Raw genomic sequence first — 26,300 nt, 5'->3', positions numbered from 1 at the left:
AGCCTTGAATCAAATCAAGCCACCACTGTCACCCGTTTATGAGTTTACGGCCTAGGGGAAGACTTCCCTAAGATCAAGCACTAGATTTGAACGGTGCTAATGAATAAGCGAAGATATCTAGAGCTATATCGAACACTCTTCGCCAGCCGGGAAATCCCACAATATTAAAGGACTCGGGGCACGCTTTAGAAAAGCCTGGAAATCATAGTCGTGTCATATGACAGTCATGTAACGTCAGCACATTCAACGCGCGGTCTGTCCTTGCAGAACCCGACGAGCACGGCGGTGAACACCACGCCGAAACATAACAGCAGCTCGGCCGCGAACGCCGAGCCGAAAACGCCGTAAATCGCATAGCAGGTTGAGACGACGAAACCGCCGTAGAGACGGGCATGATACTGGCTGTCACGCTCGGCTTTCCACGTCGCGATGATGGGGACGAGGAGATAGATGAAATATGAGGCCAGCCCGAAGATGCCCGCCAGCGCCGCGAAATTGATGTAGTCATTGTGAAGATGCGACCAGCGGGCCACACGTTGGGCGATGCTTTCGTCCACCATATAGGGACGCGCCGCCTCGACGTGATGCCTCCAGCCATGACCGAAGATCGGCGAATCGAGAAACGCCATGATGCCGCCGCGATACAGCTCGAGCCGGATGGCGACCGAGCGATCGATGGCCTGCCCTTCGGCAAAGAACAGATAGATCGATTCAATCGCCTGGAAGGCCCGCGTGTCAGCTCCCAGCGCCACAATGGCTGCGCCGCCCGCAACGGCCGCCAGCACACCCGCGCCCACCAGCGCCGATCGCCCTTTCCTGCTCAATTTGACGCCCACGAAAATAGCAAACAGGACGCTCAGCGCCATGACGATCAGGATGGCCGCCCGCGTGCCGGCCAGCACCACGGCACAGGTCGCAAAGATCGGACCGATAAAGAACAGATAGCGCCGCCAATCCCGGATCGCCCAAAAGCCCATCAGGGAGAGAAAGCCCAACATCACCGAGACCATGGCAAAGGGATTGGTGGTGTTGACCAGCCCCACAGCGCGGCGGTGCCCCATGATATGGACGTCGAAAACAGCCGTTCCCACCGCAACGATCGCCCCGATCAGCGCCAGGGTGGCGATGATCAGCGTGTTGCCGGGCCGGGCCGACCGGTCGAAAAGCCCGACGGCGGGAAGGAACAGCAGATAGGGAAGGAAATTGCCCACATTTTCGAAATGCTCCCATCCGCCCGCCGCGAAGGTAAAACCGATGAGCATGAACAAAAATGCTGTTAGATAGGCGTAGGATTCCCACCGGTTCATGGCGTGCCGCGCCGCGGCGTCCATGAACAGGAACGGCCAGGCGATCACCAGGACGACGAGATAGATATAGGGCGAAGCATTGCCGATGAGGTTGGCCAGAACCAGCAATGAGGCCAGGACTATCCAGGCGGCGATATTGGGGGCGGCGCCCAATCGTGAAAGCATGTTATCTCCCAATGATGCCCCGGCATCTGGCATCGAACGATGGCGCCTATACGGCAACCGGCCCCGAAACGCTAATGACGATTACATCGGCTTGAACCGGGTGTCGCCTTGGAAACAAGAGCCGTCATGAAAATGAGACAAATGTCCGACTCAAAATCGATCTTTGATGAATTGTCGACCCAGATGCGGCTGCACAGGGACCGCATCGATCCCGGCGCGGCGCGCTACAGCCTCGAAACCATCGAAGACCATGACGCCCTCGATGCGCTGTTCACCTGCTATCGCGGCACGCCGACCCAGGTCGAGTGTTCGATGAAAAATCCTTTCGCCTTCCCGATGCGGGTCAAGGAAGTGCGCGAACGCCTCGATGAGTTCGAGCCGGCGAACAGAAGCGCCTTTACGCGCTATGTGGCGGCATTCGGCCAGCCGGACGCCCAACCGATCGAAATGGTGCTCCCCGCTTATGGGTTGGGAACAGACGGTTTCCTGCTGCTGGACGGCAATCACCGCGCCACTGCTGCGGCCATTGCCCGCCGCCCGTTTCACCTCACCCTTGCGGTGCTCGATGGGCCTGTCGACCGGCGCATACTCAAGGATCTTAAATTCTGGGATGGCGGTCTCAGGCGGTTCGGAAGGCGCCTGCATTTAGCCCTGAGCGCCGGAACGGCCCGATGAGTACGGTATCGGAACCTTCTGCCCTCTCGCCCCAGGCGTTCAGGGCACGTTTTCCCGAAATCACCGTGGGGTTCAACTGGAAACGGTTCGAAACGGAGAACTGGCCCGTCACCCATATCCAAGTCACTGACCCCGCGAGCCTCGACAGCTTCCATACCTTTTTTCGCTACAGTCTGGGCCGCATCAACGGCCATTTTCTCCACTGGCTGGCCATGCGCCAAATGCGCGTCGGCGAGGTGATCGCCAAACTCGCCCGCGTTCCCGAGCCCGACCGCTCCAGCATCAGCCATTTCGCCGACCTTTATAAAAGAGAGAAGTCCCCCATCCCGCTCGACGTCCCCACCTTCGCCCTTCCCGATGGCGGGCAATATATAATGGACCTCAACCACCGCCTCTGCGGTCTGGCGCTCTCGGCCATGCCGTTCGCACTCGAGATCTATTCGATCGCCGGGCCGGTTGAAAAAGATGTCCTTAAGGACGCCACCCACTGCCGTCCCCGCCCCTGACGCGCTTGCGCCTCATTGCCAGTCTGGTATTGCGGCCGGTGATCAGCGTTCGAAAGGCCGATTGATGCAGCAATCGCAAAATCCAACCCCGGCATTCCCCGCCTCCTCATCGGCCGTGATCCCCGAAAACTCATCCTTGCGCCGCCTGCCGCTCAAGCCTGAACGCAAGCGCTCACCCGCATTCCTCCAGACCTTCGAATCCCGCGCGTTGATCTATGACTGCTTCCGGAACGCAACCGGACGCGATGTGATCCTCGTCGGCCCTCCGGCGCTCAATCTCGAACCGCTCTTCCGCACGGCGCGTTTCTCGACCGATGGGGGGGGCGAGCCTTTGCAGGCGAGATTTTATCCCTCGCGCTCCACGATGCTGATCGCCCTGGAAAACGTACCCCAGAACGCAACGGAAATTTCGCTAGCCCTGGCCGATCTCACCTTTGGCCTCCCAATCAGGCCCAATGAGGCCGAGCGGTTCAAGGGACGCAATGTGCTGGTCACCATGAACAAGGACAATGATCTCGATTGGATCGCGGCCTGGGCCAGATGGCATGTGCGGCTGCATGGCGCCGATGCCTGCGTCTTTTTCGACAATGGCTCGACCCGCTACACCCCGGCCGACATCGCTTCTGCCCTGTCGGTCGAAGGCATGGGCGAAATCGCCATCCTCTCCTGGCCGCACAAATACGGCCGCAAGGACCCGGCCATCCTTGACCGCCCCCACTACCCCCATTTTCTGCAGGTATCGAGCCTCAATGTTGCTTTGCGCCGTTTTGCCGGGAGTGCCCGGGGTCTGCTCAATTGCGATATCGACGAACTGGTCGGCACGCTCGATGGCAAATCCATATTCGATTTCGCGCGCGAGAGCACCGACGGGCTGGTAACGCTCAAGGGGCGCTGGGTCGAACCGGTCGCCAGCGAAACGGCGAACCTGAGCTTGCCTCATCTGGCCTATCGGCGCACCAGCAAAATACCCTTCCTTTCGCGCTGCGCCAACAAATGGGCACTCGACCCAAGCCGCCCATGGGTCCAGGACCTTGCTGCTAAGCCCAGCGTCCACCGCATCTACGACGTTCCCAAAACGCTGTTGCGCGCCGCGCCCGAAGCCCCGTTCTGGCATTTCAAGGCGATCAACACCGGCTGGAAAGAGACGCGCGACGACGACAGGCCGCCAAGCTTTTCCCTGCGCCGCCTTCAAGCGCTCGACGCCGACGCGGCGCGTTACGACCTTGCCCCAATCCCGGCCATAAACGGGCGCTAAAGCGCAGGCAGTCTTGGGCGCAGGCCGTCATAAATATGTTGCATAACGTCATTGTCCGGTGCACTCACGGGCTTTGCAGCAAGAGCCACCGGAACGAGTTTGATGAACGAACTTGAAAGCGGCCCGATCCATATCGCGCTGACCTTCGATGCCAATTTCTGGGCCCCTGCCTTCGGCACCATGCGCTCGGTCTGCCTGCATACGCGGCGGCGCGGCGATCTCGTCTTCCATCTTTGCCATCGTCCCCTCCCTCAGGACCAGATCGACGATCTGCGCGAGCTCGAAACCGAGTTCGGCGCCACGCTCAAATTCTACGACATCACCAAATCGGCGTCCTTCAACGAAAAAATCTCGCACCTCCCCTATGACAAGCGGCTGACCAACATCGTCTATGCGCGCCTGCTTTTCGACGAATTGCTGCCGGCCGAGGTCGAACGCCTCATCTATCTCGACAGCGACATGATGGTGCTCGCACCCATCGAAAAGCTCTGGACCACCGATTTGAAGGGAAAATCCCTGGGTGCCGTGCCCGAGCGCTGGGGCGCCTTCATCGCCACGGGGCGCGACTTCCGCAACAATCGCGATCTCTTCGATCCCGCTGACCCTTATTTCAATGCCGGCCTGCTCCTCATCGACATGGAAAAATGGCGCGCCGCCAGAGTTGCCGACACCATTGTCGACTTCACGAAAAAGGGGATCATGGATCGAATCTATTATGATCAGGATTTTCTCAACATCCTGTTCCGCGACGATTTTTATCCCCTCGACGCCAAATGGAACGTCATCGGCCCCGATTTTGCCCATGAAGGCCTGGAGGTTTACAACCTTCACTATGTCGGCCGGTCCAAACCCTGGAACCTTGTGTCCAAAGTCGCCTTTTTCCGCATGTACCGACATGTGATGACCAACCGAATCTTTTATAAGTTCTTCCGGCACCGCCTGCGCCGCAGGGCCGGTCGCTATCTGCCTTTCTTGAGGAGTTGAGTGTGACCGATCGTCCTGCGGTGTGCTCGTTCTGGCACGGGCCGCTCACCTATCTGGCGCGTCTTTGCCTGGCGTCCTTCGTGGAAAAGGGACATGGCGTCACCCTTTTTTCCTATGAAACGCTCGATGGCGTGCCTCCGGGTGTGGACCTTGCCGACGCGGCCCAGATCCTGCCGCGCGAACGCATGTTCTTTTACAAGGGTACGCGAACTCCGGCCGTCTTTGCCGATCTGTTCCGGCTCGAACTTATGGCGCAGGAACGCGGCATCTGGGTCGATTGCGACGTCTATTGCATAAAATCTTATGTAGGCCTGCCCGATTATGTTTTCGGCTATGAGAATCATCCCTCCCTGCGCAACGGGTTCAAGGCCCAGGTCAATCAGGCGGTCTTTGCCTGCCCCGCCGGCAGCGATTTGCTGGCGGCGTTGCAGCGCGTTTTCACAAGCGGCGAAATTCCGCCCGGCCTGGCTCCCTGGCGCCATTTCGAAGTGGTGATCCGCCGCGCGGTGGGCGAACAATTGCCGGTCCATCACATGCAGTTCGGTGCCACAGGACCGGTGCCGCTCAACCACTATATCCCCGCCATGGGCCTGCAATCCTATGTGCAGCCCAAGGACGTCTTCTACCCGGTCGATTATGGCGGAGCCGACCGATTGCTCGAATCGGGCAGCCGCATCGAGGATTTCATTGCGCCCGAAACCCTCTCCGTCCACATCTGGAACAGCGCCCTCACGTCTCGCGCGCTCGGCACGCTGCGCGCACCGGAACCCGATAGTTTTATCGATCGCGAACTCAAACGCATGCGGCTCGCCCCATAAGCGGTGCTCGCTTCTTTTTCATGCCATCGACGGGCTTGCGCCCATGCACCGCGTTTCGTAAAGGACGCTGAACCATGCGGAGACAATGATCGTGGAAACCGAAACGGCAAACGACGAAATCAGCCTCCTCGATATCGCTGTCGTGCTGGCTGAAAATTGGCTGCTGCTCGTGCTCGTACCGATTTTTGCAGCCCTCGTCGCCTTTGGCGCGCTCTGGTCCTTGACGCCCCGCTCCTACGATTCCGAAGCTCTCGTGCGGTTGAATGCCGACGATGCAGCGCTTTTGACCTCCGCCCGAGTCCTCAACCCCGCTATCCTCAACAGTTCATACATCGAAGGTTACGAAGGCGCGCTTTCACGGGCACGACAGGCTCTCATCCAGGAAGATCTGACGATCACGCCACAGGAGGGCACTGAACTTTATCGGCTTCAAGTAAGTGGACGAACTCCCGATGGGGCGCAGCAGCTTCTCCAGGCAATTCTCAATTCTCTGATCGAAAATTCGACACCGAGTGCCAGCCAGCAAAACCTTCTCGAACTCGAGCTGCAAATGGCCGAGGCATCGGTGTCCGAACTGCAAGGCACGCTTGATCGTTTCAATCGTATCGCCGACGATGTGGAATCGGGTGCCTCGGACTCTGCTGCCACGCTCGGCGAGATCGGCCAATCGATAGTGACCATTCTCACCAATATCGAAACAAGACGCGCCGACATGCTGCGCATCGAAGAAGCGCTTGAGGGATCGGTATCGGAAGAGGACATCATCCAGCCCCCCACGGAACCCGACAACGCCGAATCGCGAGGTCTTATCGTGCGCGCCGTCCTGGTGGGACTTGGCGTCGGCTTTCTGATGCTGATCGTGGCGTTCATCCGCAGCGGCTTCAAGGCGGCAAGCCAGAGCCGTGATCAGGTCGACAAGGTCAACCGCATCCGTCGGGCGTTCTGGCTCAAGCCCATCTCGGCATCCGATCGGTCCTAGAATACCATCGGCAAAAGCGGTCTCCGCTTTTGCCCTTCACCCCTCGACAGTCAGTACGATCTTGCCGATATGCGCGCTCGTTTCCATGTGGCGGTGTGCATCCGCCGCCTGTTCGAGCGGAAAGCACGAATCGATCACCGGCTTGAACGCGCCGGATACCAGAAGCGGCCAGATTTTTTCCCGCATTGCCGCGACCAGCCGCGCCTTTTCGGCCACGGGTCGGCTTCTCAGCGTCGATCCTGTCACCGTCAGGCCGTTCATCATCACCCGGGCGATATCGAGCTCGCCCATCCGTCCGCCATTGAAGGCGATGAATACGAGCCGCCCACCCCGCGCCAGCGATCGGATATTGTCACCGAGATAGGGACCACCGATGATGTCGAGGATCACTTCGACCCCTCCGACTTCGCTCTTGATGGTTTCGGCGAAATTTTCAGTCTTGTAATTTATGGCGTAGTCGGCGCCCAATTGGAGGCAATGGCGGACTTTTTCCGCGCTGCCGCATGTGACAAAAACCTTTGCGCCCATCAGTTTCGCCAGTTGGATGGCTGTCGTCCCGATGCCGCTCGTGCCACCATGGACGAGCAGTGTCTCCCCCGCCTCCAGGCGGCCGGCTTCAAAGACGTTGGTCCAGACGGTGGCGAGCGTTTCCATCACCGCCGCCCCAGCGATCATATCGACGTTCTTGGGAAGGGAGAGCACCTGTCCGACGGGGGTGGTGCAGTATTGGGCGTAACCGCCGCCGGTCAGGAGTGCGGCGACCCTGTCGCCTAATGCAAAGCCGGTTACGCCATCGCCAAGCCGCGAGATAGTGCCGGAAACCTCAAGCCCCGGAAGGTCCGACGCCCCCTCGGGCGGGGGATAGACGCCATTTCTTTGAGCGCGATCGGCGCCGTTAACCCCTGCGGCGACAATTGCGATCTGGACTTCGCCCGGCCCCGGTTCGGGTATCGGGCGCTCGACGAGTTTCAGGACTTCGGGGCCGCCTTTGCCTGCGATTTCGATGGCACGCATTTTCCTACCCGATCTCGATGGCGCACCAATGCCGGTAAGGCTTTTCGGGCGTTACGATGGAAGAGGGGAAATGGGCGTGGTTGACGGCGTCGGGGAAGTTCTGGTCTTCGAGGCAGAGCCCCGCGAAGGGGGGATATGAAACGCCATCGATGCCCGGCATTTTCATCTCGAGTTTCCAGCCATTATAGACCTGCAGTCCAGGCTGATCGGTGTAAATTTTGAGCGTCAAAGCCCCGTCGGGCGCTTCCACAGTAGCGACCGGCTCATCGGTCTTCCGGCCGGTATCGAGGACGAAGGTGAAATCGATTTTCTGGCCCTTGCCATCCCCATCGCGAAGCATGCGCGGCGCGCGAAAATCGAGGTCGGTTCCCGCGACCGGCAGGATGGCGCCGGTCGGGATTTGTCCTTCTCCCAATTGGACATAGGCTCCGCCCGCGAGTATCAGCCGGTGGTCGAGGACGTCGCCCGAACCCATGAGGTTGAAGTAATTGTGTTGGACGATGTTGACCGGGGTGGCCCTGTCGGTTTCGGCGGTGAAATCGATATCGAGCCGATGGCCGGAAAGCCTGTAAGTTACGGAAATATCGAGCGTTCCTGGATAGCCCATATCCCCGTCGGAGCTGGTGAGGGTGAGCTTTACGCTGTCGTTTTTTTCCTCGGCGATGCGCCAGATTTTTTTGGCTATGCCGCCCGGGCCGCCGTGGAGATGGTTGGGGCCCTCATTGGCCGGCAGCGTGTAAGTGGTCCCATTCAAAGTAAATTTCGCCCCGCCGATGCGATTGGCGACACGGCCGGCGATGGCGCCGAAATAAGGGCTGTGTTCGGGGTAAGACGCGAAATCGTCAAAGCCCAGAACCACCGGCCGAAGGGCGTTTCCGACCGGAACGCGCCAGTCGCGGATCAGCGCGCCATAGGTGAGGATGGCGATTGAAACCCCCGCCTGGGAGGTGAGCACCACCTCGTGGACGTCCTCTCCGTCGATCGAACCGACGATTTGTGCCATTGGCGTTCTCCCCATTTTCGAACGCTCTTAGCACCGTTCGCACAACCGGCATATACGGGTCGGGATCGGCGAAAATGCAGGTGATCGGCGCTCCTATTCGTCGTTTGGTGCGCCCTTCGTGCAAATCAGTGAAAATCGCGCGATTTCGGCACCACCCGCGCGTTGCGCGGATGGCCATGAAGGCGCTGGGGAGCGGCCTCGCCGACGCGATGGGAGAGGGCCAGCCCATCGAGCAGATCGGAGCGGTCGTAAACCGCGCTGGCGATGATGTGAATCACACCCTCCTTGCTCTTTTGCAGCTCCCCCTCGATCACCGCCAGACGCGCCGACATGATCTCGCCGCGGTAATTCTTGAACCGCGAGGCCCACATCAGGCCGTTGGCGATGCCCGTCTCGTCCTCGATGGTCAGGAAAATCGCATTGCCCTTGCCGGGCCGCTGGCGGATCAGGACGATGCCGGCGACCAACACCTTGCGCCCATCCGGAACCTCCCCGAGCGCCTTGCAGCTCAGGACCCCATCGGCAGAGAATTTCTCGCGCAGGAAAACCATGGGGTGGGCTTTGAGCGAAAGGCGAGTCGTCTGGTAATCGGCGACCACCTGTTCGGAGAGCTCCATGTCGGGGAGGGCCATATCGGGCTCATCGCCCAGCTCGCGCCCCTCGGCGGCAGCGAACAGCGGCAGAGGATCGTCCTGGGGCAGACGCCGCACATGCCAGGCGGCGTCGCGCCGGTCGAGCCCCATAGAGCCCATGGCGTCCGCATCGGCCAGAAGCGTCAACGCCCGCGCCGGCAGGCCCGAGCGCTGCCAGAGATCGTCGACCGAAGCGTAACCCTTTCCGCGTCGCGCGACGAGCCTTTCCCCCCAATCGGACTTAAACCCGTCGACCTGCCTGAAGCCGATCCTGAGCGCGCATTTGCCCGTCCCCTCGAGCGTATTGTCGTGGGCGCTGGAATTGACGTCGACCTCGCGCACCGTAACGCCATGTTCGCATGCGTCGCGCACGATCTGGGCCGGCGCGTAGAACCCCATGGGCTGGGAATTCAAAAGCGCGCAGGCAAAGACATCCGGATAGTATTTCTTGATCCAGGCCGAGACATAGACCAGCTTGGCAAAGCTCGCAGCGTGGCTTTCGGGAAAGCCGTAATCGCCGAACCCCTTGATCTGGTTGAAACAGCGCTGGGCGAATTCGGGCTGGTACCCGCGCGCGATCATGCGCGTCACCATCATCTTTTCGAACTGGCCGATGGTGCCGTTATGGCGGAAGGTGGCCATGGCCTTGCGCAAGCCATTGGCTTCGTCCTCGGTAAATTCGGCCGCCACCATGGCCAGTTGCATGGCCTGTTCCTGAAACAGCGGCACGCCCTCGGTCCGCTCCAGAACGGTGCGCAATTCGTCCTTGTCATGGGGCGGGCCGGGCTCGGGATATTCGACGTCTTCGTCCCCGCTCCGCCGCCGCAGATAGGGATGGACCATGTCGCCCTGGATCGGGCCCGGCCGCACGATCGCCACCTGGATGACCAGATCGTAGAACTCTCTCGGACGGAGCCTGGGCAGCATGTTGATCTGCGCCCGGCTTTCCACCTGGAACACGCCGATGGAATCTCCCTCGCACAGCATGTCGAAAACACCGGCCACTTCCGGATCGCTGGGGTTGTCCGATTTGATATCGGCCAGTGTCAGTTTCCGCTTGTAATGGGTTTCGATCAATTCGAACGCCTTGCGGATGCAGGTGAGCATACCCAGCCCGAGCACGTCGACCTTGAGCATCCCCACCCTGTCGATATCGTCCTTGTCCCACTCGATGAAGGTGCGCTCGTCCATCGCCGCATTGGCGATGGGCACATACTCGTCGAGCCGGTTCTGGGTCAAAACGAACCCGCCCACATGCTGGGAAAGGTGACGCGGAAAGCCCAGAAGCCGCGTCGCCAGTTTCACGGCACGCAATATGTTTGGATTGGACGGATCGAGCCCGGCCTGTTCGATGTGCTTGTCGGGGAGTTTTTCATTGGTCCAGCTTCCCCAGACCGTCGAGGCGATGCGCGAGGTGATGTCCTCGGTCAGCCCCAGCGCCTTGCCCACTTCGCGGATGGCAGAGCGCGGGCGATAGCTGATCACCGTCGCGGCGATCCCCGCCCGGTGCCGGCCATAGGTCTCGTAGATGTGCTGGATCACCTCCTCGCGCCGCTCGTGCTCGAAATCCACGTCGATATCGGGTGGCTCGCCCCGGTTTTTCGAGAGGAACCGGGCGAACAGCAGTTGATGTTCGGCCGGGTCGACCGCCGTGATCCCCAGCGCGTAGCACACCGCCGAATTGGCCGCCGACCCGCGCCCCTGACAGAGGATACCCTTGCTTCGAGCCACTTCCACGATATCGAAAATGGTCAGAAAATAGGTAGCGTATTGAAGCTCCCCGATCAGGGCGAGTTCGCCCCGAATCTGGGCCCTGACCTTTTCGGGTATCGCTTCGGGATAGCGCAATTCCGCCCGCCGCCAGGTGATTTCTTCAAGCCAGGCCTGCGGGGTCCAGCCTTTGGGCACAGGCTCCTGAGGATATTGGTAACGCAATTGATCGAGCGAAAAATCGATGGTCTGCAGCAGCGCCCCGGTCTGGGCGATGGCGTCGGGGCAGGACTGAAACAGCCTCTCCATTTCCTCTGGCGTCTTGAGATGGCGTTCCGCATTGGCCTCCAGCCGCGTGCCGGCATTCTCGATCGTCACGCCCTCGCGGATGCAGGTGAGGATATCGTGCAGATCGCGCTGCCCGGCGGCATGGTAAAGCACGTCGTTGGTGGCCAGGAGCGGCACCCCATGAGCCTGGGCCAGGAGGCGCAGATCGTGGAGGCGGCGCAGATCATTGCTCCCATGCCCCATGCTCGCCCCCAGCCAGAGGATGGCCGAGACGCGGGAGAGTTCTTTCAGCGCCTTTTCCAGACCCGGTTTTTCACCATCTGGCATCACGATGAGACTCAGCCCCGACGCGGCGAAAACCAGATCGGGAAGGGTGAGAATGCACTCGCCCTTTTTCGCCTTGAGATTGCCGCGCGTCAGAAGCCGGCAGAGCTTGCCCCACCCCGCCAGATCCTGCGGATAAGCGATGATGTCGGGCGTTCCATCGACAAAGACTAGCCTCGCGCCGACCGCGAGTTTGAAGTGTTTCGCTTGGGCTTGCAGCTCGGCCATGGTGAAGGAAAAATCAAGATCGGGGTGGCGTTCGACCAGGACGTATTCTCCCGGCCCCGAGCCTTCGCGCACCTTGTCGACGAGACGGACACCGTTGCGCAAATCCTCGAGCGCCGCGAAAGCGCGCACCACCCCGGCCACCGAATTGCGGTCGGCGATGCCGATGCCCTTGTGGCCAAGCAGCAGGGCTGTGAGAACCATGTCCTGGGCGTGCGAGGCGCCGCGCAGGAAGGAGAAATTGGTCATGGTCGCCAGTTCGGCATAAAAGCTCATGGAAAGACCCCATGCAGATACCAGCGCACCGGCTCTGTGCCCCTGCCGTAGAACCCGTAGCGGAACACCCAGAAGCGCCGCCCCGCCGCATCCTCGATGCGAAAATAATCGCGCTCGCGCGTGTCGCTGGTCTTGCGCCACCATTCGGGCGCTATGCGTTCGGGCCCCTCGGCCGAAACGACATCGAACCAAGCCCGCCGCCACAGGAATCTGCGCGGCGGCCCGTGCGGGACTTCGGCGATCACCTCGATGGCGGGGGCCGGGTAAAAAAGAAACAGGGGCCGGGTGGGAACGCCGAACGGCCTCGCCTCTCGCCAGGCTCCACTCGGGTTTTCATCGGAAATCGCTGGGATGGATTTGGCGGCCCGCTCGGGCAGATGGCTGTCATTGGCAATAAATCGCTGCACAGAGCCCGCCCCGAACCGCGCGCTCAACCGGTCGATCAAATCGCGCACTTCGATGTCCACGATCGCTTTGCCATCGAGTCCGCCCTGCAGCGCCGTCACATCGTCGCCCGCCAGCGCCGAAAGCCTGATCATGTCGAACCCGAATCCCGGATCGAGCGGGTCGACGAGGGCTTCCAGACGCATCTCCACCAGCCGGGTGAGCGTTGCCGCCGTCTTGAGCGGCTGGCCCGACAACACTTCGATGCGGACGACCTGCCCATCGGCGCGGAAGAATGCCGCCTCGAATTGCCGCCCGCCCTGCCCGTGACGGTCGAGCTTCTCGCAGAGGGTTTCCGAGAGCGTTGCAAGGGCCAAAACGATATCGTCCATGAGCCCGATGGGATCGGCGAAGCGCTGCTCGGCCGTAAACACCGGCAGGGGACGGCGCGGGGTGATCGGCCGGTCGATCTCCCCCAGGATCTGGGCGAGAACCGCCGTGATCTCATCGCCGAACCGCGCCGCAAGCGGCTTTCTGGGGCGGGCTGCAAGATGAGCCAAAGTGGTGAGCCCGGCCCGGCGCAGGCCCAGGCTGGTCTTTTCGCCGCATTCGAGCGCTTCGACCGGCAGGCGGGCCAGAGCCTGCGCCTCGGCGCCCAAGGGGACGATACCGCCCTTGCCGAAGCGGGCCAGCGCCCGCGCCGCGCGCGGCGTGCCGGCAATGGCGATGCGGGTGGCAAACCCCTGGGCCTGCAACCGGATTTTCATATCGGCGACCAGTTCGGCCTCTCCGCCGAACAGATGGGGCACGCCCGTGATGTCGCAGACGATGCCGTCGGGCGGCTCGGTGGCGACGAACGGGCTGTAGCGGTCGCACCAATCGGCCAGTCTTTCCAGAAGATCGGCATCGGCCTTCTCGTCGTGCTCGACGACGTCGAGCTGGGGCACCCGCGCCCTGGCGTCGGCAAAGGCGAGGCCGGGCCTTAAACCCTTTTGACGCGCATTGGCATCGGCCCCCGCCAGGGTCAGGATATTGCCCTTTCGGGCGACGACGACCAGCGGATGGTCAGCCGGTTTTTGCCCAGCCCGGATCGCCGAGCGCCGCAGCCGGTCTGTCGTGATGAGGGGCAACCACAGCGCCAGGTAGCGCCTGGGTTTGTGCAAATCCAAGGGTTTCATGGTTCCATTCCAGATTCCAGCGCCAGCCCGAGGGTCCGCTCCTCCGGCGCAGCAGGCGAGCGGAAAACGTCGCCCGTCCAACAAGGCCGAGAGGATCGGAAGACCGCGCCGCCTCCACCTGCCAGCGCGTTGCGGCCGCGCTCGGCTCGGGCTCGGTCATCGCCCGCAGGAGCAATCCCGTCGTCCCGCTCTCCTGGGCCGCGAGCGAAAACCTGCGGCTGGCGGTCAGATCGAGATGTTTCGAGGCTCCCCAGCTTTCAAAAATCACCGCCCCCAGCCCCGGGCATCGCAATCCTTCCAGACTTGCCCGCAAACCGTCGGTGACGGCGTCCACATGCACCACGACCAGCCGATCGGCCGCCGCGCCCATCTCGGCCAGCCCCTGGGCATAGAGCGTCCCCGTCTCGATCTCGCTCCGCCTGTGCCGCACCCAAAGGAGCGGCGCCTTTGGGGCGGCGCGCAAGGCCAGCCCCATAACGAACCCCGCCGCCGCCGCGATATCGGCGGCGTGGCCGGGGTAGATTTCATGCACCGCGCCTCGCGCCAGCCCGCCCCCCAAAGCGGCATCGACCGGGCTGGCGCCCAGGGTGAAGACGCCATGCTGCCCGGCCTCAATGCCTGGATCGAGCCTCACGAGAGCCTGCCGCAGCGCACCCAGTTGAAATGCTCTGTCCATGCTCATATGTTCCTTGTTTGTTCTATTTGGACTCAGAACAAACCAAGAGTCAATCGGCTTGATTTCGCTGAACCGAAGTGACGCAAGTAACGTTTAAGGCCCATGCTCGCAGCCACCCCGATCCTCGACCGCAACCTCCATATCAAGCGCATCGACACCTATGTCGATCCGGTGATGCCGCGCGAACGGGCCATCATCACCCATGGGCACGCCGACCACGCCCGGTCCGGCCACGGCAAGGTGCTGGCCACCGCCGACACCATCGCCATCATGCGGGCCCGCTATGGGGACGATTGCGCCGGAGCGTTCCAGGCGGTGGAGTATGGCGAGCGGATCGGGATCGACGAGGTGACGATCACGCTCTATCCGGCGGGGCACATTCTGGGTTCGGCGCAGGTGCTGATCGAACAGGGTGGCCAGCGCGTTGTGGTGACAGGCGATTACAAACGCCTGCCCGACAGGACGGCGCAGGCGTTCGAATTGGTGCCTTGCGACCTCTTGGTCACCGAGGCGACCTTTGCCCTGCCGGTGTTCCAGCACCCCCATCCCGCCGACGAGATCGCCCGGCTGCTCGCCTCCATGCGCGACCATCCCGAGCGGGCACATCTGATCGGGGCCTACGCGCTGGGCAAGGCGCAGCGGGTGATTTCGCTGTTGCGTGAGGCGGGGTATGACGCGCCGATCTACCTGCATGGCGCGATGTTGCGGCTGTGCGCGCTGTACGAGGAACGCGGCATCGCGCTGGGCGAACTACGGCACGCGACCGATGCGGGCAAGGCCGAGCTGACCGGCGGCGTGGTCATCGCCCCGCCTTCGGCGCTGAAAGATCGCTGGAGCCGAAGGCTGCCTGATCCCGTGCTCGCCATGGCCTCGGGCTGGATGAGCGTCAAGCAGCGGGCGCGTCAGCGGGGCGTGGAGCTGCCGCTGGTGATTTCAGATCATGCCGACTGGCCCGAACTGTTGCAGACCATCTCCGATACCGGGGCGCAGACGATCTGGGTGACCCATGGGCGCGAGGATGCGCTGGTCTATCAGTGCCGCAAGAACGGGCTGGTGGCCGAACCGCTCAACATTCAGGGCTATGGGGACGAGGGGGAGGAGGAATGAAAGCCTTCGCCCGGCTGCTCGAAACCTTGGCGCTGACCCCGTCGCGTAATAGGAAAATCGCGGCGCTGACCGAGTATTTTGCCGCGACCCCCGATCCCGACCGCGGGTATGCGCTGGCGGTTTTAACCGGGGCGCTGAGCTTCGATGCGGTGAAACCCGCACGGCTCAAGGAGGTGGTGCTGGGCGAGGTCGACGCACATCTTTTCGCGCTCTCTTATGACTATGTCGGCGATCTGGGCGAGACGATCGCGCTGATCTGGCCACATAGGGGTGGCACGAAACCGCTGCCGCGTTTGTCCGAACTGGTGGAAATCCTCAACACAACGGCCAAATCGGAACTGCCGGGTTTGATCGCCGGGCTTCTGACCAGCGCCGAGATCAACGAGCGCTGGGCGCTGGTCAAACTGACCACTGGTGCGCTACGCATCGGGATTTCGGCGCGGCTGGCCAAGACGGCGCTGGCCGAGATGAGCGGGACCGATCTCAAGGATATCGAAGAGGTCTGGCACGGGCTCAAAATGCCCTACGAGGATTTGTTCGCCTGGCTCGAAGGACGGGCGGCGATGCCCGCGGTCGATCACGCGACGCGGTTTCATCCGCTGATGCTGTCCAACCCCATCGACGAGACCAAGGATTTTGCCGCGCTCGACCCCAAAGATTTCGCCGCCGAGTGGAAATGGGACGGGATCAGGGTGCAGCTCATTCTGGGAGAGGGAACGGCGTCGCTGTTTTCGCGCACCGGCGACGATATCGCGGCGGCCTTTCCCGATCTGATCGAGAACGCCTTCGGGCACGGGGTGCTCGATGGGGAATTGCTGGTGGGCCATGATTTCGAACCGGCGCCCTTCAACGCCCTCCAGCAGCGATTGAACCGCAAGACGGCGAGCGAGAAGCTGATGGCCGATCATCCCGCCTTCATGCGCGTCTATGACATGCTGTTCGACGGCAATGTCGATATCCGAGCCCTCCCCTGGACCGAACGGCGCGCGCGGCTCGAAGCGTTCTTTGGCGCAATGCCGCAGACACGGCTGGATCTGTCGCAGACCCTCGAATTTTCAGGCTGGGGCGATCTGGGCGCGATCAGGCGCAGGGGAGCCGACGAGAGCGGGTACGAAGGCGTGATGATCAAACTGAAATCGGCGCCCTATGTGCCGGGCCGGCCCAGCGGCATCTGGTACAAATGGAAGCGCGATCCCAACCTCGTCGACGCCGTCCTGATGTATGCCCAGCGCGGGCACGGCAAGCGGTCGTCGTTTTATTCCGATTTCACCTTCGGGGCGTGGCGGGGCAATGAGCTGGTGCCGATCGGCAAGGCCTATTTCGGCTTTACCGATGCCGAACTGAAAGACCTCGACAAATGGGTGCGCTCGCACACCATCGCCAGTTTCGGGCCGGTGCGGGAAGTGGAAAAGCTTTTGGTGTTCGAAGTGGCCTTCGACAGCGCCCAAGCCTCGACGCGGCACAAATCCGGCGTCGCGCTGCGCTTTCCGCGCATCAATCGCATAAGATGGGACAAGCCTGCCGCTGAAGCGGCACACCTTTCCGAGGTCGAGGCGTTAATCCCGGCGACCTGAGCCCTTGCCATGAACGCTTGGATATTGGCAGGCGCTGAGACTGGATTCCGGGAACAAGTCCCGGAATGACAGGCTGAGGTGTGGCATGGCTGCGCTCCCCCTCCACCGTGTCACCCCGGGACTTGTTCCCGGGGTCCAGCAGCAGGATATCCACGAGCAACGACTCTGTTTTCCGCCACCAGCAACTGAATGAAGGTTGGGCTAAGCCGGCTGCTCCGTCTTGGCCTCCTCGTGACCGTGATCGTCAGGCGCTTTGGGCAGGAAACGCCGCACGAACCGGCCGAAGGAGTCGACATAGGTCAGCATCACCGGCACGACGAGGAGCGTCAGGAGGGTCGAGCTGATCAGCCCGCCGATCACCGCATGGGCCATGGGCGCGTTCTGCTCGGAGCCCGGATGCAGCGCCAGGGCGAGCGGCAGCATGCCGAAGATCATCGCCAGCGTGGTCATGATGATCGGCCGGAAACGCGTTCCGCCCGCCACGATCAGGGCCTCCTTGATCGAGAGCCCCTCGCGCATGCGCTGGTTGGTGTTGTCGACCAAAAGGATGGCGTTCTTGACCACCAGACCCATGAGCATGATGAAGCCGATCATCGAATACATGTTGAGCGTCGAGCCGCCCACCATCAGCCCCAGCAACACGCCGATCAGCGACAGCGGCAGCGCCATCATGATGGCGATGGGCTGCAGGAAGCTGCCGAACTGGCTGGCCAGCACCAGATAGATGAAGACGATGGCCATGACGAGCGCCGAAGCCATGCTCGAAGTGGTATCGGCCAGCATTTCGGCGTCGCCGCCCTGGTCGATTACCACGCCCGCCGGCAGGTCGAGCGCTGCGATGGCCGTGTCCACATCGGCGACCACTTCGCCCAGGATACGGTCCGACACATTGGCCGAAACCGTCACCTGGCGCTGCTGGGCCTCGCGCTCGATCTCGTTGGGGCCGAACGTCTCGTTGATGTCGGCCACCTGACCGAGCGCCACCGAAACGGGAACCGAACCCGTCGATTGCTGGGCCACCGGCATGTCCAGAAGCTCACTGGTGTCGGACCGCTGGTTTTCGGGAAGACGCACGACGACATCGACGCGATCCCCGGCGGGGTTGGTCCATTCGCTGGCCGTTTCCCCGGCGATCATCACGCTCATGGCCGTGCCCACTTGCTGGGCGGTGATCCCCAGATCGCTCGCCGCCTGCCGGTTCATGACGATATCGAGCATGGGCTGGGCCTGCTGCACTGAAAGCCCCACATCGATGGTGCCGGGCACCGCTTCGATCGCCGCGGCAACCATTTCGGCTGCCTGGTTGAGGGTATCGACCGAACCGCCGCGCAGATTGATGGAGATGGGGCTACCGCCCATGCCCAGACCGCCGCCAGTGGCCAGCGTTATATCAGCCCCCGGAATGGCGGCCACCGCATCGCGGATCACCTCCAGCGTCTGGCTGTCGCTGAGCGCGCGTTCGGCAGGCTCGACCAGATTGACCGCGATGGTCGCCTGGTTCTCGCCCGACGCCTGGCCCGAATTGACGTTGGTATAGGTGCTTTCCACCCCGTCGATGCCGCGCGCGATGGTCTCGACCTGCCGCGCCTTGAGGGCGGTATAATCCTGGGAGGACCCGACCGGGGTTTCCACAGTGACGTTGACGAGGCTCGCATCATTGGACGGAATGAATTCAAAGCCGACCATGGGCACGAGGAAAAAGCTCGAGATGAAGATACCCAGCGCCGCGAGCATGGTGAGAATGCGGTGGCGCAGGCTCCAGCCCAGAACGCCCGTGTAGCGTTTCCCGACCCACTCGAACCCTTCCTCGAACTTGCCGATCACCCGGCTGAACCAGCCGCGCTTGGCATTGGGATCGGACGCCGGATCGTACCAGACGCTCGACATCATCGGATCGAGGGTGAAGGCCACGAACAGCGAGATCAGCACCGCGACCGAAACGGTGACGCCGAACTGAAGGAAGAACTGCCCCACGATGCCTTCCATGAAGGCCAGCGGAAGGAAAACCGCGCAGATCGAAAACGTGGTCGCAAGAACGGCCAGCCCGATTTCATTGGTGCCGTCGAGTGCCGCCTGCAAATGGTTCTTGCCCATATGCAAGTGTCGCGTGATATTTTCGCGCACCACGATCGCGTCGTCGATCAGGATACCGATCGAGAGCGTGAGTGCGAGCATGGTCATGACGTTGAGCGTGAAGCCCAGCATGGAAATCACGGCGAGCGTGCCCAGGATCGCGATGGGCAGGGTGAGCGCGGTGATCACCGTCGAGCGCCATGAATTGAGGAACAAAAAGACGATGACGACGGCGAGAAACGCGCCTTCCATCAGCGTCGCTTCGAGCGTGTGATAATCCGATTCGATCTGTTCGGCGGTATCTTGCAGGATATCGACGCTGGCACCCTCGAGCGCCGGATCGGTATTGAGATTGGCAACGATGGCGCGGATCGCCTGGGCGATCCCCACGGTGTTGCCGCCATCGACCTTGGAGACGTTGATCGCCAGCGCCGGCTCGCCATTGCGCAGCGCCAGCCCGCTGGCCTCCGATTCGCCCGGCACGATTTCGGCCACATCGCCCAGCGTCACGATTTCCTGGCCCTGGGAGGAGACGACGACATCGCGGAAATCGTCGAAGCTCTCGAGCTCGGTATTGAGCTGGATGGTCTGCACCAGCGCGCCATCCACGATCGAGCCGGCCGGCATCGTCATGTTGTCGCTCTGGAAAGCGGAGACGACTTCGGACACCCCGATATTGTAGGCGTTGAGCCGATCGAGATCGATCAGGATATCGACCTGCTGGTCGATCGAACCCACGACGGTGGCGCTGCCCACACCGTCGACATTGGTGAGCGCTGGAGAAACAACGTCCTCGGCCAGACGGGTGAGGTCGGTCATGGCCAGACCCTGCCCGCTGAGCGCCAGCGAGATGACCGGCATCGCGTTGGGATCGAACCGCAGAACCTGGGGCGTATCGGCGCCATCGGGAAGCGAAACCGCCGCGATACGGTCGCGCACTTCCTGGGCGGCCTGGATGCTCTGGGTTTCGAGCGTGAACTGGATGATGACCGTGGAATGGCCCGAGGTCGAGGTCGAGGTGATCGCTTCGATGCCCGAGAGCGTGGAGACGATATCCTCGATCGGTTCGGTGATCTCGGTTTCGACAGCCTCGGGCGCGGCGCCCGTATAGGGAGTGAGAACCGCAACCACCGGGAAATTGACTTCCGGGGTCGATTCGATCGGAAGATTGCTGAAGGCGTTGAGGCCGAACACCATGATCGCGACCATGATCATGGTCGCAAAGACGGGGTGGCCTACGCTGATGCGCGTCAAAAACATGGTTTAGCCCTCGATCGCAACCGGCTGGCCGGCCTCGAGCCCACTCAGGGGCATGGAGATGACGGTATCGCCGTCCTCGATTCCGCTGGCGATCTCGACGCGGTCGAGACGCGTCCAGACCTGGGCGACTTCGACGTCCTTGCGCACGATCTCGCCATCCTCGACGACCAGGACGTAACGGGCATCTTCTTCGCCCAACAGCGCCCGCGAGGGCACGGCAAGGGCGTCGGGTGAAGACGCGGTAACGATCCGGCCGGTGACGAACATGCCGCCGCGCAACCGGCCCTCGGGATTGTCCAGGGTCAGATAGGCAGTGAACGACCGCGTGCCTTCGACGGCAATCGGGCTGATGCGGTCCACTGTCGCTTCAAGAGCGAGATCGTCGAGCCCCTGCACCGAAAGCGAGGCCGTCTGCCCGGTTTGAACAAGCGCGGCACCCGAAAGCGGCACCAGCGCATCGACGGTTACGCGGCTGAGATCGACAATCGAAAAAAGCGCGGTGCCGCTCGAAACCACCTGGCCGGGCTCGACCATGCGGGCCGAAACGATTCCCGAAAAAGGAGCCTTGATGGTGGCCCGCTCGATATTGGTCTGCACCTGTTCGACCTGCGATTCGAGCGAAACCAGATTCGCCTCCAGCCCGTCCACCTCGGCGATCGCAGCGTCAAGCGTGCTCTGGGGCGTAAGGCCCCGGTCGGCCAGCGAGCGGGTCCGGTCGAGCGATTGCTGGGCCGCTTCGAGCTGGATTTCGGTCGAATCGCGCGTCGCTTGCTGCTGGCGGAGCTGCAGTTGGAGATCGCGGATATCGATCTGGGCCAGAACCTGCCCCACCGCGACCGCCTGTCCGGACCTGACGTTGACCGCCGTGGCGATGCCCGAGACCTGGGCGGAGATGTCGGCGGACTGCGCGGGCTGGATGGTACCGGTGAAATTGAGCGTCGCTGTGAGGTCGCCCCGCTCGACCGTATGGACTTCGCTGGGATGGAGCTGCATGACGCGCGGCTCGGTGCTGACCGGCTCGGCCTGCGCCACCGGCGCTTCGGCATCGGCCGCCTCCGATATGTCCCATACCCCGGTCAGGATTGCGCCCGCGCCGATCGCGACGACGGCGAGGAGCGCCAGGAGCACCCAGCGCCACCGATTTTTTCTCGATCGCGGAAGATTATTGTTTTGTGTCTGGTCGGTCATTGTCGATCTTTATCGCGATAATCGTTAAGGGCGTCTGTGTGGTGGTATTGGATTGCCGCAACATTGCAATAAACCGCAATGTTGGCGCAACGTCGTTATCTTTTGCTGGCCACATAAGGAATGGACAATGCGTATTTTGCTGGTCGAAGATGAAGATGCCATGGCGACGCTGCTCAACGCGGCGCTCGCAAAGCACCATATTGTCGTCGATCACGCCAGCAATCTCGCCCTCGCCGAGGAGGCTTGCCTTGCCAAGGTTCATGACGCCGTGCTGCTCGACCGCAAGCTGCCCGATGGCGACGGTTTGTCGCTGATCCCAAAGCTGCGCAAGATCAACCCTTCGATCCCCATCATCGTGCTCTCGGCGCTCGGCTCGCTCGACAACCGCGTGATCGGGCTCGATACGGGGGCCGACGACTATCTGGCCAAGCCCTTTTCGACCGACGAACTGCTGGCCCGGTTGCGCGCCGTGCTACGCCGGCCCGCTCAGGTCAATCACGACGCGCTGACCGTGGGCGGCATTGAGTTCGAATCCGAGCACCGGCAGGTCAAGATCAATGGCAAGGCCGTCGAATTGCCCCGGCGCGAGCTTCTGGCGCTCGAAGCGCTGATGCGCCGGGCCGGGCGGACGGTGTCGCGCGACGCCCTGCAAGAGGCCGTCTATGGCTTTGACGACGACATCGCCTCGAACGCGCTCGATGCCCATATCTCGCGGCTGCGGCGCAAGCTGGCCCCGGCCGGCGTGCAGATCCACGGCATACGCGGCATAGGGTATCTGCTCCGGGCCATGCAATGATCCGGGAACGCTGGCATTCGCTGACCTTCAGGCTGACCCGGAAACTGGTGCTCTGGCAGGTCTTGACCCTCGTGGTCTTCGCGCTGATCGCTTCGATCCCCATTTCGCGCTTCGCCTCGGGGGTGGGGCTCGACGATCGGGTGGTCAAGACCATCGCCGATGCCGTCGAGGTCGAGGACGGCGTTTTGAGCATGACGCCCACCAAGGACCTCAACGCGGTGCACGATGCCTATCCCGCGTTCTGGTTCCACGTCGTCAACGAGGATTACGGTAGCGTCAGCGAGGGGCCGATACCGCCCGAATTCGCCCCGGCCATCGAAAACATCATCTATGTGTCGTTCGCCGATTTCGGCAATTACGAGCATCCCGACAACCTTAACCCCGCCATCGTGCGCCAGGCGCCGACCGCGGCCGGCTGGGTCCATATCGCGACCGGAGGCGGGCCGCGTTTCGAGGGGGTATCGCTGGGGCTCTTGCTGGCCAACCGCTATTTCGTCGGGTTCTCGGCTGCCCTCAGCCTCGTTCTGATCATCGTCATCCCCATGACCTTGCAGCGCGAATTGCGCGGCCTCCGCCGCGCGGCCGAAGAGGCGGGGCATATCGATGTCGACCAGAGCGGAGTGCGGCTTTCCCAGCGGGAAATCCCCGAGGAGATCCGCCCCTTGGTGCGGGCGGTGAACGCCGCGCTGGCCCGTCTCGACGATGGCATCGAACGGCGCCAGCGCTTCATGGCCGACGCCGCCCATGAATTGCGCACGCCCATCGCAATCCTGCAGATGCGCATCGATCTGCTGCCGCCGGGCACCGAGCGCGAGCAATTGCTGCTCGACGTGGCCAGATTGTCCAACCTCGCCGACCAATTGCTCGACCTGCAGCGCATCGATATGGGGCAATCCAATTTCGGCACGTTCGATCTTGTCGAACTGGCCGAAACCGCCACCGCCGACGTCGCCCCGCTGGTCATCGCGGCGAACGACGAAATATCGTTCGAGAGCGAGTCCGAAGATGTCGTGGTGCGGGGGGATCGGGTGGCGATGAGCCGGGCGGTCACCAATCTGATCCAGAACGCCATCACCCATGCCGGAGCCGGAGCCAGGATCATCGTCAGCGTGGGCGCCGCGGGCACGGTGACGGTAAGCGACAACGGGCCCGGCATTCCTCCCGAGCAGAGAACGCGGATCTTCGATCCCTTTTATCGGGTCAAGCCGAGCGCCAGGGGCGCCGGGTTGGGGCTCAATCTGGTGCAGGAAATCGTGCTGCGCCACAGGGGGGCGATCAGGGTCGCCGATTCGGCACTGGGCGGCGCCGCCTTTATCATCACGCTGCCGCTCGATACGGCCGAAGAGGCCTGACGCACAAAGGAAAAGGCCAGGTCCGAAAACCTGGCCTTTTGCGGTGCTTGGATTGAGGCCCTAAACGGGTCACACCCGATCAGACGAGGCCGGCGCGCTGGCAATCGGCGAGCTGGATGGACTGGAGATAAATGCCCGAGGCAACCGTCTGGGCGTGGCTCGGCCGATGGTTGAAGCCATCCCAGGGGCTCATTGTCGCAAGCTCTTCACAATAGTCGATTACGGCAGGCATGCCCGCGTCGGTTACATGGACGGTGCCGACCGGCGTCTGCGCAAAGGCAGCGGCGGGAAGCGTACCGAGGGCGAGGGCAACAGCAAGAATTTTTGAAGTCTTTTGCATTTTTAGTCTCCACAGTTGACGCCGCTTCGTTTCCGATGCGGCATGCTCATCCTATGGCTGCCGGATTGCCTCAACATTGCGCAATCGGGCGATTTGGTGTCGGGCTTATGGTTTTAACGCCGGCTCGAACCTTTCAACGATCACCGACCGGTCCCCGCCCGCAATGGGCGAGCCCATCAGCGTGATGATTGCGCCGTCATAGGCGGCGGCCCCGAACCCGTGGCGCGCCGTGGGCAGGGGCGCGAGCGTCTGCCACTCGTCGGCGGCCGGATCATAGGCCTCGGCGGCGTCGAACGTCATTTGCCGCGTTTCGCCGCCCAGCACATAGGCCTTGCCGTCGAGAACGGCGACTGCGACCCCGCTCCGGGCTGTCGGCATCGGCGTGCCCGTACTCCAGGCATCGGTGGCCGGATCGTAGATTTCCACCGTGTCTAGATTGAAGGCAGGGTCCCCGTCCACCCTGCCGCCCAGGGCAATGATCCGGCCATCGATGGCGACCACGCCCAGATGATCACGCGGCGTGGGGATGGGCGCTGCCGCCTGCCAGATGCCCGAGGCCGGATCGAATATCTCATGGGTATCGACATTGACCGCGCCCGAGACGGAACCCGCGACCACATGGATGCGCCCCTCGATCACCGCCGCCCCGCCCGCGGCGCGTGGCGCGGGCATGGTTTCGCCCTCGGTCCATGTGAGGGTCGCGATATCGAGGACCCAGACGGCGTCGCTCGCTTCCCAGCCGTTTACATAGCCGCCGAACACATAGACCCGGCCATCGAGCGCGGCGGCCATGGGGTGGTGGACCGGATGAGGAAAGGGGGGACCTACCGTCCAGCTTTGCTCGTCGAGATCATAGATGAGCACCTCGCGCGCGCCGTTGTAATCTCCAATGAGATAGGCTTTCCGTCCCTCCTGAACCACGGCCATTTCCGAGCGCGGCTGCGGACCGCTAGGCCCCACCTCCCACTGGCCGGCTATATCGTGCGCCAGGGCGCCCGTGACCAGCAAGATGGCCGCCAGAACCGAGCTAAAGACCCACCGTGCCATCGTCATCCTCCCAGCGCCTCGGCAAAACGCGGCGCCACGTCCAGAAGGCGCGGGGCGAGATCGGCGACGCCCTCCTCGGGGCCGATCACCCGCCGAAGCACCATCAACCCCAGCGCGCCATAGAGCCTGTTCTTGCCCATGACCGGCACGCCGATCGCCCAGATATCCCCGCCGAACGTGGCCGTAATGTATTGGGCGTCTCCCAGTGCGTAACCCTTTTTTCGGATGTCGGCGACCAGATTTTCGACATGTCCGGGTTCGAGCATGATGCGGTTCCAGCCGGCCGGGTTGAGGCGCAGCCGCTCGAGCAGCGCCTCGCGGTCGTCCTTTTCCATGAAGGCGAGATAGGCCCGCCCCAGCGAGGTGGTCAGCATCGGCGGCCGATGGCTTGGGTGGCGCGACACCATCATGCCGCGCAAATCATGCGTCATATCGGCGACGATCATGGCGTCGCGATCGAAAATGGCGAACGAGGCGGGCCATTTAAGGATTTCCCGGCTCGCGGCCATGACCGGGCTCACGAGCCTGCCCATCTCCCGCACCGCCGAATACCCTCCCGACAATGTGAGCGTGAGCCCGGTAGGCCGCCAGAGATGACCCGTTTCGGAGTGGGTGACGTATCCATCCAGTTCAAGGGTCTCGAGCATGCGCACGATGGTCGCCTTGTCGAGCCCGGACCGCGTATGAAGGGTGCCGACCGTCGCTTCGTTTTCCTCATTGAGAAGCCGCAATATCGCAAGGCCGCGCGATAGCGCGGCCACCGGCTTGAACGAGCTCATGCTTCCCCCCGTATCGAGCAGCGTCATCGTGTCACACCTGCTCGGTTCGAGACAAGCCGGCCATTAGACTTTCGTCGAATCCGAACTTCGGGTGGCGCCACATCTTCGCCAAAATCGCGAAAAACCCGCGTTATTCAACGGGATTACGCAGTAAGAACGGACAATTTCGCGCTCATTCCGGCCATTCTACTCAAATTGACATACCCTCTTGCGGCCCATCGGTTTTTGTGAAATGCCATTTCACGTGCGACGCCTTGTCACTTGCCGATCTGTCGCAAGCGACAATTGCGCGCATATAGGGCACGCCGGAAAAGGCCGAACCAAAATCGGCCGCCGGCGAGGAGGGATGATTATTTCTGGCCTCATGAAATTGAAGGATTTGAGT

Annotated in this window: 21 protein-coding genes; 10 read left to right on the top strand and 11 right to left on the bottom strand. The window is 62.2% G+C overall.

Going from position 1 to position 26,300, the window contains the following annotated elements:
• Positions 1-224: 224 nt before the first annotated feature.
• The gene (locus V4T21_RS05160; protein WP_332713990.1) at positions 225-1,472 is read right to left on the bottom strand and encodes an O-antigen ligase family protein; all 1,248 of its coding nucleotides are present in this window, start codon (positions 1,470-1,472) and stop codon (positions 225-227) included.
• A gap of 141 nt (positions 1,473-1,613) precedes the next feature.
• On the opposite strand from V4T21_RS05160, the gene V4T21_RS05155 reads away from it, so the two are divergent.
• The 6 genes from V4T21_RS05155 to V4T21_RS05130 all read left to right on the top strand — a co-directional run bounded on the left by V4T21_RS05155 (position 1,614) and on the right by V4T21_RS05130 (position 6,689).
• Positions 1,614-2,147 (top strand): hypothetical protein, encoded by a 534-nt coding sequence (locus V4T21_RS05155; protein ID WP_332713986.1) that lies wholly within the window; start codon positions 1,614-1,616, stop codon positions 2,145-2,147.
• Complete coding sequence (locus V4T21_RS05150) at positions 2,144-2,653, top strand: hypothetical protein (RefSeq protein ID WP_332713983.1); 510 nt, start codon at positions 2,144-2,146, stop codon at positions 2,651-2,653. The genes V4T21_RS05155 and V4T21_RS05150 overlap by 4 nt, the downstream gene beginning before the upstream one ends.
• 64 nt (positions 2,654-2,717) lie before the next feature.
• Entirely contained in the window at positions 2,718-3,908 is a 1,191-nt protein-coding gene (locus V4T21_RS05145; protein ID WP_332713980.1) for a glycosyltransferase family protein, read from the top strand.
• A 102-nt stretch (positions 3,909-4,010) separates the two neighbouring features.
• Positions 4,011-4,892: a glycosyltransferase family 8 protein gene (locus V4T21_RS05140; RefSeq protein WP_332713978.1), complete on the top strand. Its 882-nt coding sequence runs from the start codon at positions 4,011-4,013 to the stop codon at positions 4,890-4,892.
• 2 nt (positions 4,893-4,894) lie between these two features.
• A complete protein-coding gene (locus tag V4T21_RS05135; RefSeq protein ID WP_332713975.1) occupies positions 4,895-5,710 on the top strand; it encodes a glycosyltransferase family 32 protein in 816 nt (271 codons plus the stop codon).
• Positions 5,711-5,795: 85 nt separating this feature from the next.
• Complete coding sequence (locus V4T21_RS05130; protein ID WP_332713972.1) at positions 5,796-6,689, top strand: Wzz/FepE/Etk N-terminal domain-containing protein; 894 nt, start codon at positions 5,796-5,798, stop codon at positions 6,687-6,689.
• A 36-nt stretch (positions 6,690-6,725) separates the two neighbouring features.
• Here V4T21_RS05130 and V4T21_RS05125 read toward each other — a convergent pair whose 3' ends face one another.
• From V4T21_RS05125 to V4T21_RS05105, 5 genes are all read right to left on the bottom strand, one after another.
• Positions 6,726-7,703, bottom strand: coding sequence for an NAD(P)H-quinone oxidoreductase (locus tag V4T21_RS05125; RefSeq protein WP_332713969.1), 978 nt, complete (start codon positions 7,701-7,703; stop codon positions 6,726-6,728).
• 4 nt (positions 7,704-7,707) lie between these two features.
• Positions 7,708-8,706 carry an aldose epimerase family protein gene (locus tag V4T21_RS05120; protein ID WP_332713966.1) on the bottom strand — a complete coding sequence of 333 codons (999 nt, stop codon included), beginning with the start codon at positions 8,704-8,706 and terminating at the stop codon, positions 7,708-7,710.
• A gap of 125 nt (positions 8,707-8,831) precedes the next feature.
• Entirely contained in the window at positions 8,832-12,161 is a 3,330-nt protein-coding gene (locus V4T21_RS05115; protein WP_332713964.1) for an error-prone DNA polymerase, read from the bottom strand.
• A complete protein-coding gene (locus V4T21_RS05110; RefSeq protein ID WP_332713961.1) occupies positions 12,158-13,723 on the bottom strand; it encodes a Y-family DNA polymerase in 1,566 nt (521 codons plus the stop codon). Before V4T21_RS05110 ends, V4T21_RS05115 begins: the two co-directional genes overlap by 4 nt.
• Positions 13,611-14,399, bottom strand: coding sequence for an ImuA family protein (locus V4T21_RS05105; protein ID WP_332713958.1), 789 nt, complete (start codon positions 14,397-14,399; stop codon positions 13,611-13,613). Before V4T21_RS05105 ends, V4T21_RS05110 begins: the two co-directional genes overlap by 113 nt.
• Positions 14,400-14,501: 102 nt before the next feature.
• On the opposite strand from V4T21_RS05105, the gene V4T21_RS05100 reads away from it, so the two are divergent.
• Both V4T21_RS05100 and V4T21_RS05095 read left to right on the top strand, forming a co-directional pair.
• Positions 14,502-15,506, top strand: coding sequence for a ligase-associated DNA damage response exonuclease (locus tag V4T21_RS05100; protein WP_332713955.1), 1,005 nt, complete (start codon positions 14,502-14,504; stop codon positions 15,504-15,506).
• Entirely contained in the window at positions 15,503-17,080 is a 1,578-nt protein-coding gene (locus V4T21_RS05095; protein WP_332713952.1) for a cisplatin damage response ATP-dependent DNA ligase, read from the top strand. Before V4T21_RS05100 ends, V4T21_RS05095 begins: the two co-directional genes overlap by 4 nt.
• A 201-nt stretch (positions 17,081-17,281) precedes the next feature.
• Here V4T21_RS05095 and V4T21_RS05090 read toward each other — a convergent pair whose 3' ends face one another.
• The gene (locus V4T21_RS05090) at positions 17,282-20,413 is read right to left on the bottom strand and encodes an efflux RND transporter permease subunit (RefSeq protein ID WP_332713949.1); all 3,132 of its coding nucleotides are present in this window, start codon (positions 20,411-20,413) and stop codon (positions 17,282-17,284) included.
• A 3-nt stretch (positions 20,414-20,416) separates the two neighbouring features.
• Complete coding sequence (locus tag V4T21_RS05085) at positions 20,417-21,541, bottom strand: efflux RND transporter periplasmic adaptor subunit (protein ID WP_332713946.1); 1,125 nt, start codon at positions 21,539-21,541, stop codon at positions 20,417-20,419.
• A gap of 187 nt (positions 21,542-21,728) precedes the next feature.
• Here V4T21_RS05085 and V4T21_RS05080 point away from each other — a divergent pair, with 187 nt between their 5' ends.
• Both V4T21_RS05080 and V4T21_RS05075 read left to right on the top strand, forming a co-directional pair.
• Positions 21,729-22,397, top strand: coding sequence for a response regulator transcription factor (locus V4T21_RS05080; protein WP_332713943.1), 669 nt, complete (start codon positions 21,729-21,731; stop codon positions 22,395-22,397).
• Positions 22,394-23,749 (top strand): sensor histidine kinase, encoded by a 1,356-nt coding sequence (locus V4T21_RS05075; RefSeq protein WP_332713940.1) that lies wholly within the window; start codon positions 22,394-22,396, stop codon positions 23,747-23,749. Before V4T21_RS05080 ends, V4T21_RS05075 begins: the two co-directional genes overlap by 4 nt.
• A gap of 79 nt (positions 23,750-23,828) precedes the next feature.
• Here the strand turns inward: V4T21_RS05075 and V4T21_RS05070 are convergent, their stop codons facing one another.
• The 3 genes from V4T21_RS05070 to V4T21_RS05060 all read right to left on the bottom strand — a co-directional run bounded on the left by V4T21_RS05070 (position 23,829) and on the right by V4T21_RS05060 (position 25,942).
• Positions 23,829-24,089 (bottom strand): hypothetical protein, encoded by a 261-nt coding sequence (locus V4T21_RS05070; protein ID WP_332713937.1) that lies wholly within the window; start codon positions 24,087-24,089, stop codon positions 23,829-23,831.
• Positions 24,090-24,194: 105 nt separating this feature from the next.
• The gene (locus V4T21_RS05065) at positions 24,195-25,136 is read right to left on the bottom strand and encodes a Kelch repeat-containing protein (RefSeq protein WP_332713934.1); all 942 of its coding nucleotides are present in this window, start codon (positions 25,134-25,136) and stop codon (positions 24,195-24,197) included.
• Between the two features lie 2 nt (positions 25,137-25,138).
• The gene (locus tag V4T21_RS05060; protein WP_332713931.1) at positions 25,139-25,942 is read right to left on the bottom strand and encodes a helix-turn-helix domain-containing protein; all 804 of its coding nucleotides are present in this window, start codon (positions 25,940-25,942) and stop codon (positions 25,139-25,141) included.
• Between the last annotated feature and the right edge of the window lie 358 nt (positions 25,943-26,300).

Origin of the sequence: Pelagibacterium mangrovi, assembly GCF_036662815.1 — a bacterium.
GTDB classification, from domain to species: domain Bacteria; phylum Pseudomonadota; class Alphaproteobacteria; order Rhizobiales; family Devosiaceae; genus Pelagibacterium; species Pelagibacterium mangrovi.
This window is presented reverse-complemented; position numbering and strand designations above follow the sequence as displayed.

What these genes read in the sequence shown, in the direction of transcription:
- V4T21_RS05160 (WP_332713990.1), bottom strand. Translation starts at nt 1,472, where the DNA reads ATGCTTTCACGATTGGGCGCCGCCCCCAATATCGCCGCCTGGATAGTC.
- V4T21_RS05155 (WP_332713986.1), top strand. Translation starts at nt 1,614, where the DNA reads ATGTCCGACTCAAAATCGATCTTTGATGAATTGTCGACCCAGATGCGG.
- V4T21_RS05150 (WP_332713983.1), top strand. Translation starts at nt 2,144, where the DNA reads ATGAGTACGGTATCGGAACCTTCTGCCCTCTCGCCCCAGGCGTTCAGG.
- V4T21_RS05145 (WP_332713980.1), top strand. Translation starts at nt 2,718, where the DNA reads ATGCAGCAATCGCAAAATCCAACCCCGGCATTCCCCGCCTCCTCATCG.
- V4T21_RS05140 (WP_332713978.1), top strand. Translation starts at nt 4,011, where the DNA reads ATGAACGAACTTGAAAGCGGCCCGATCCATATCGCGCTGACCTTCGAT.
- V4T21_RS05130 (WP_332713972.1), top strand. Translation starts at nt 5,796, where the DNA reads ATGATCGTGGAAACCGAAACGGCAAACGACGAAATCAGCCTCCTCGAT.
- V4T21_RS05125 (WP_332713969.1), bottom strand. Translation starts at nt 7,703, where the DNA reads ATGCGTGCCATCGAAATCGCAGGCAAAGGCGGCCCCGAAGTCCTGAAA.
- V4T21_RS05120 (WP_332713966.1), bottom strand. Translation starts at nt 8,706, where the DNA reads ATGGCACAAATCGTCGGTTCGATCGACGGAGAGGACGTCCACGAGGTG.
- V4T21_RS05115 (WP_332713964.1), bottom strand. Translation starts at nt 12,161, where the DNA reads ATGAGCTTTTATGCCGAACTGGCGACCATGACCAATTTCTCCTTCCTG.
- V4T21_RS05110 (WP_332713961.1), bottom strand. Translation starts at nt 13,723, where the DNA reads ATGAAACCCTTGGATTTGCACAAACCCAGGCGCTACCTGGCGCTGTGG.
- V4T21_RS05105 (WP_332713958.1), bottom strand. Translation starts at nt 14,399, where the DNA reads ATGGACAGAGCATTTCAACTGGGTGCGCTGCGGCAGGCTCTCGTGAGG.
- V4T21_RS05100 (WP_332713955.1), top strand. Translation starts at nt 14,502, where the DNA reads ATGCTCGCAGCCACCCCGATCCTCGACCGCAACCTCCATATCAAGCGC.
- V4T21_RS05095 (WP_332713952.1), top strand. Translation starts at nt 15,503, where the DNA reads ATGAAAGCCTTCGCCCGGCTGCTCGAAACCTTGGCGCTGACCCCGTCG.
- V4T21_RS05090 (WP_332713949.1), bottom strand. Translation starts at nt 20,413, where the DNA reads ATGTTTTTGACGCGCATCAGCGTAGGCCACCCCGTCTTTGCGACCATG.
- V4T21_RS05080 (WP_332713943.1), top strand. Translation starts at nt 21,729, where the DNA reads ATGCGTATTTTGCTGGTCGAAGATGAAGATGCCATGGCGACGCTGCTC.
- V4T21_RS05075 (WP_332713940.1), top strand. Translation starts at nt 22,394, where the DNA reads ATGATCCGGGAACGCTGGCATTCGCTGACCTTCAGGCTGACCCGGAAA.
- V4T21_RS05070 (WP_332713937.1), bottom strand. Translation starts at nt 24,089, where the DNA reads ATGCAAAAGACTTCAAAAATTCTTGCTGTTGCCCTCGCCCTCGGTACG.
- V4T21_RS05065 (WP_332713934.1), bottom strand. Translation starts at nt 25,136, where the DNA reads ATGGCACGGTGGGTCTTTAGCTCGGTTCTGGCGGCCATCTTGCTGGTC.
- V4T21_RS05060 (WP_332713931.1), bottom strand. Translation starts at nt 25,942, where the DNA reads ATGACGCTGCTCGATACGGGGGGAAGCATGAGCTCGTTCAAGCCGGTG.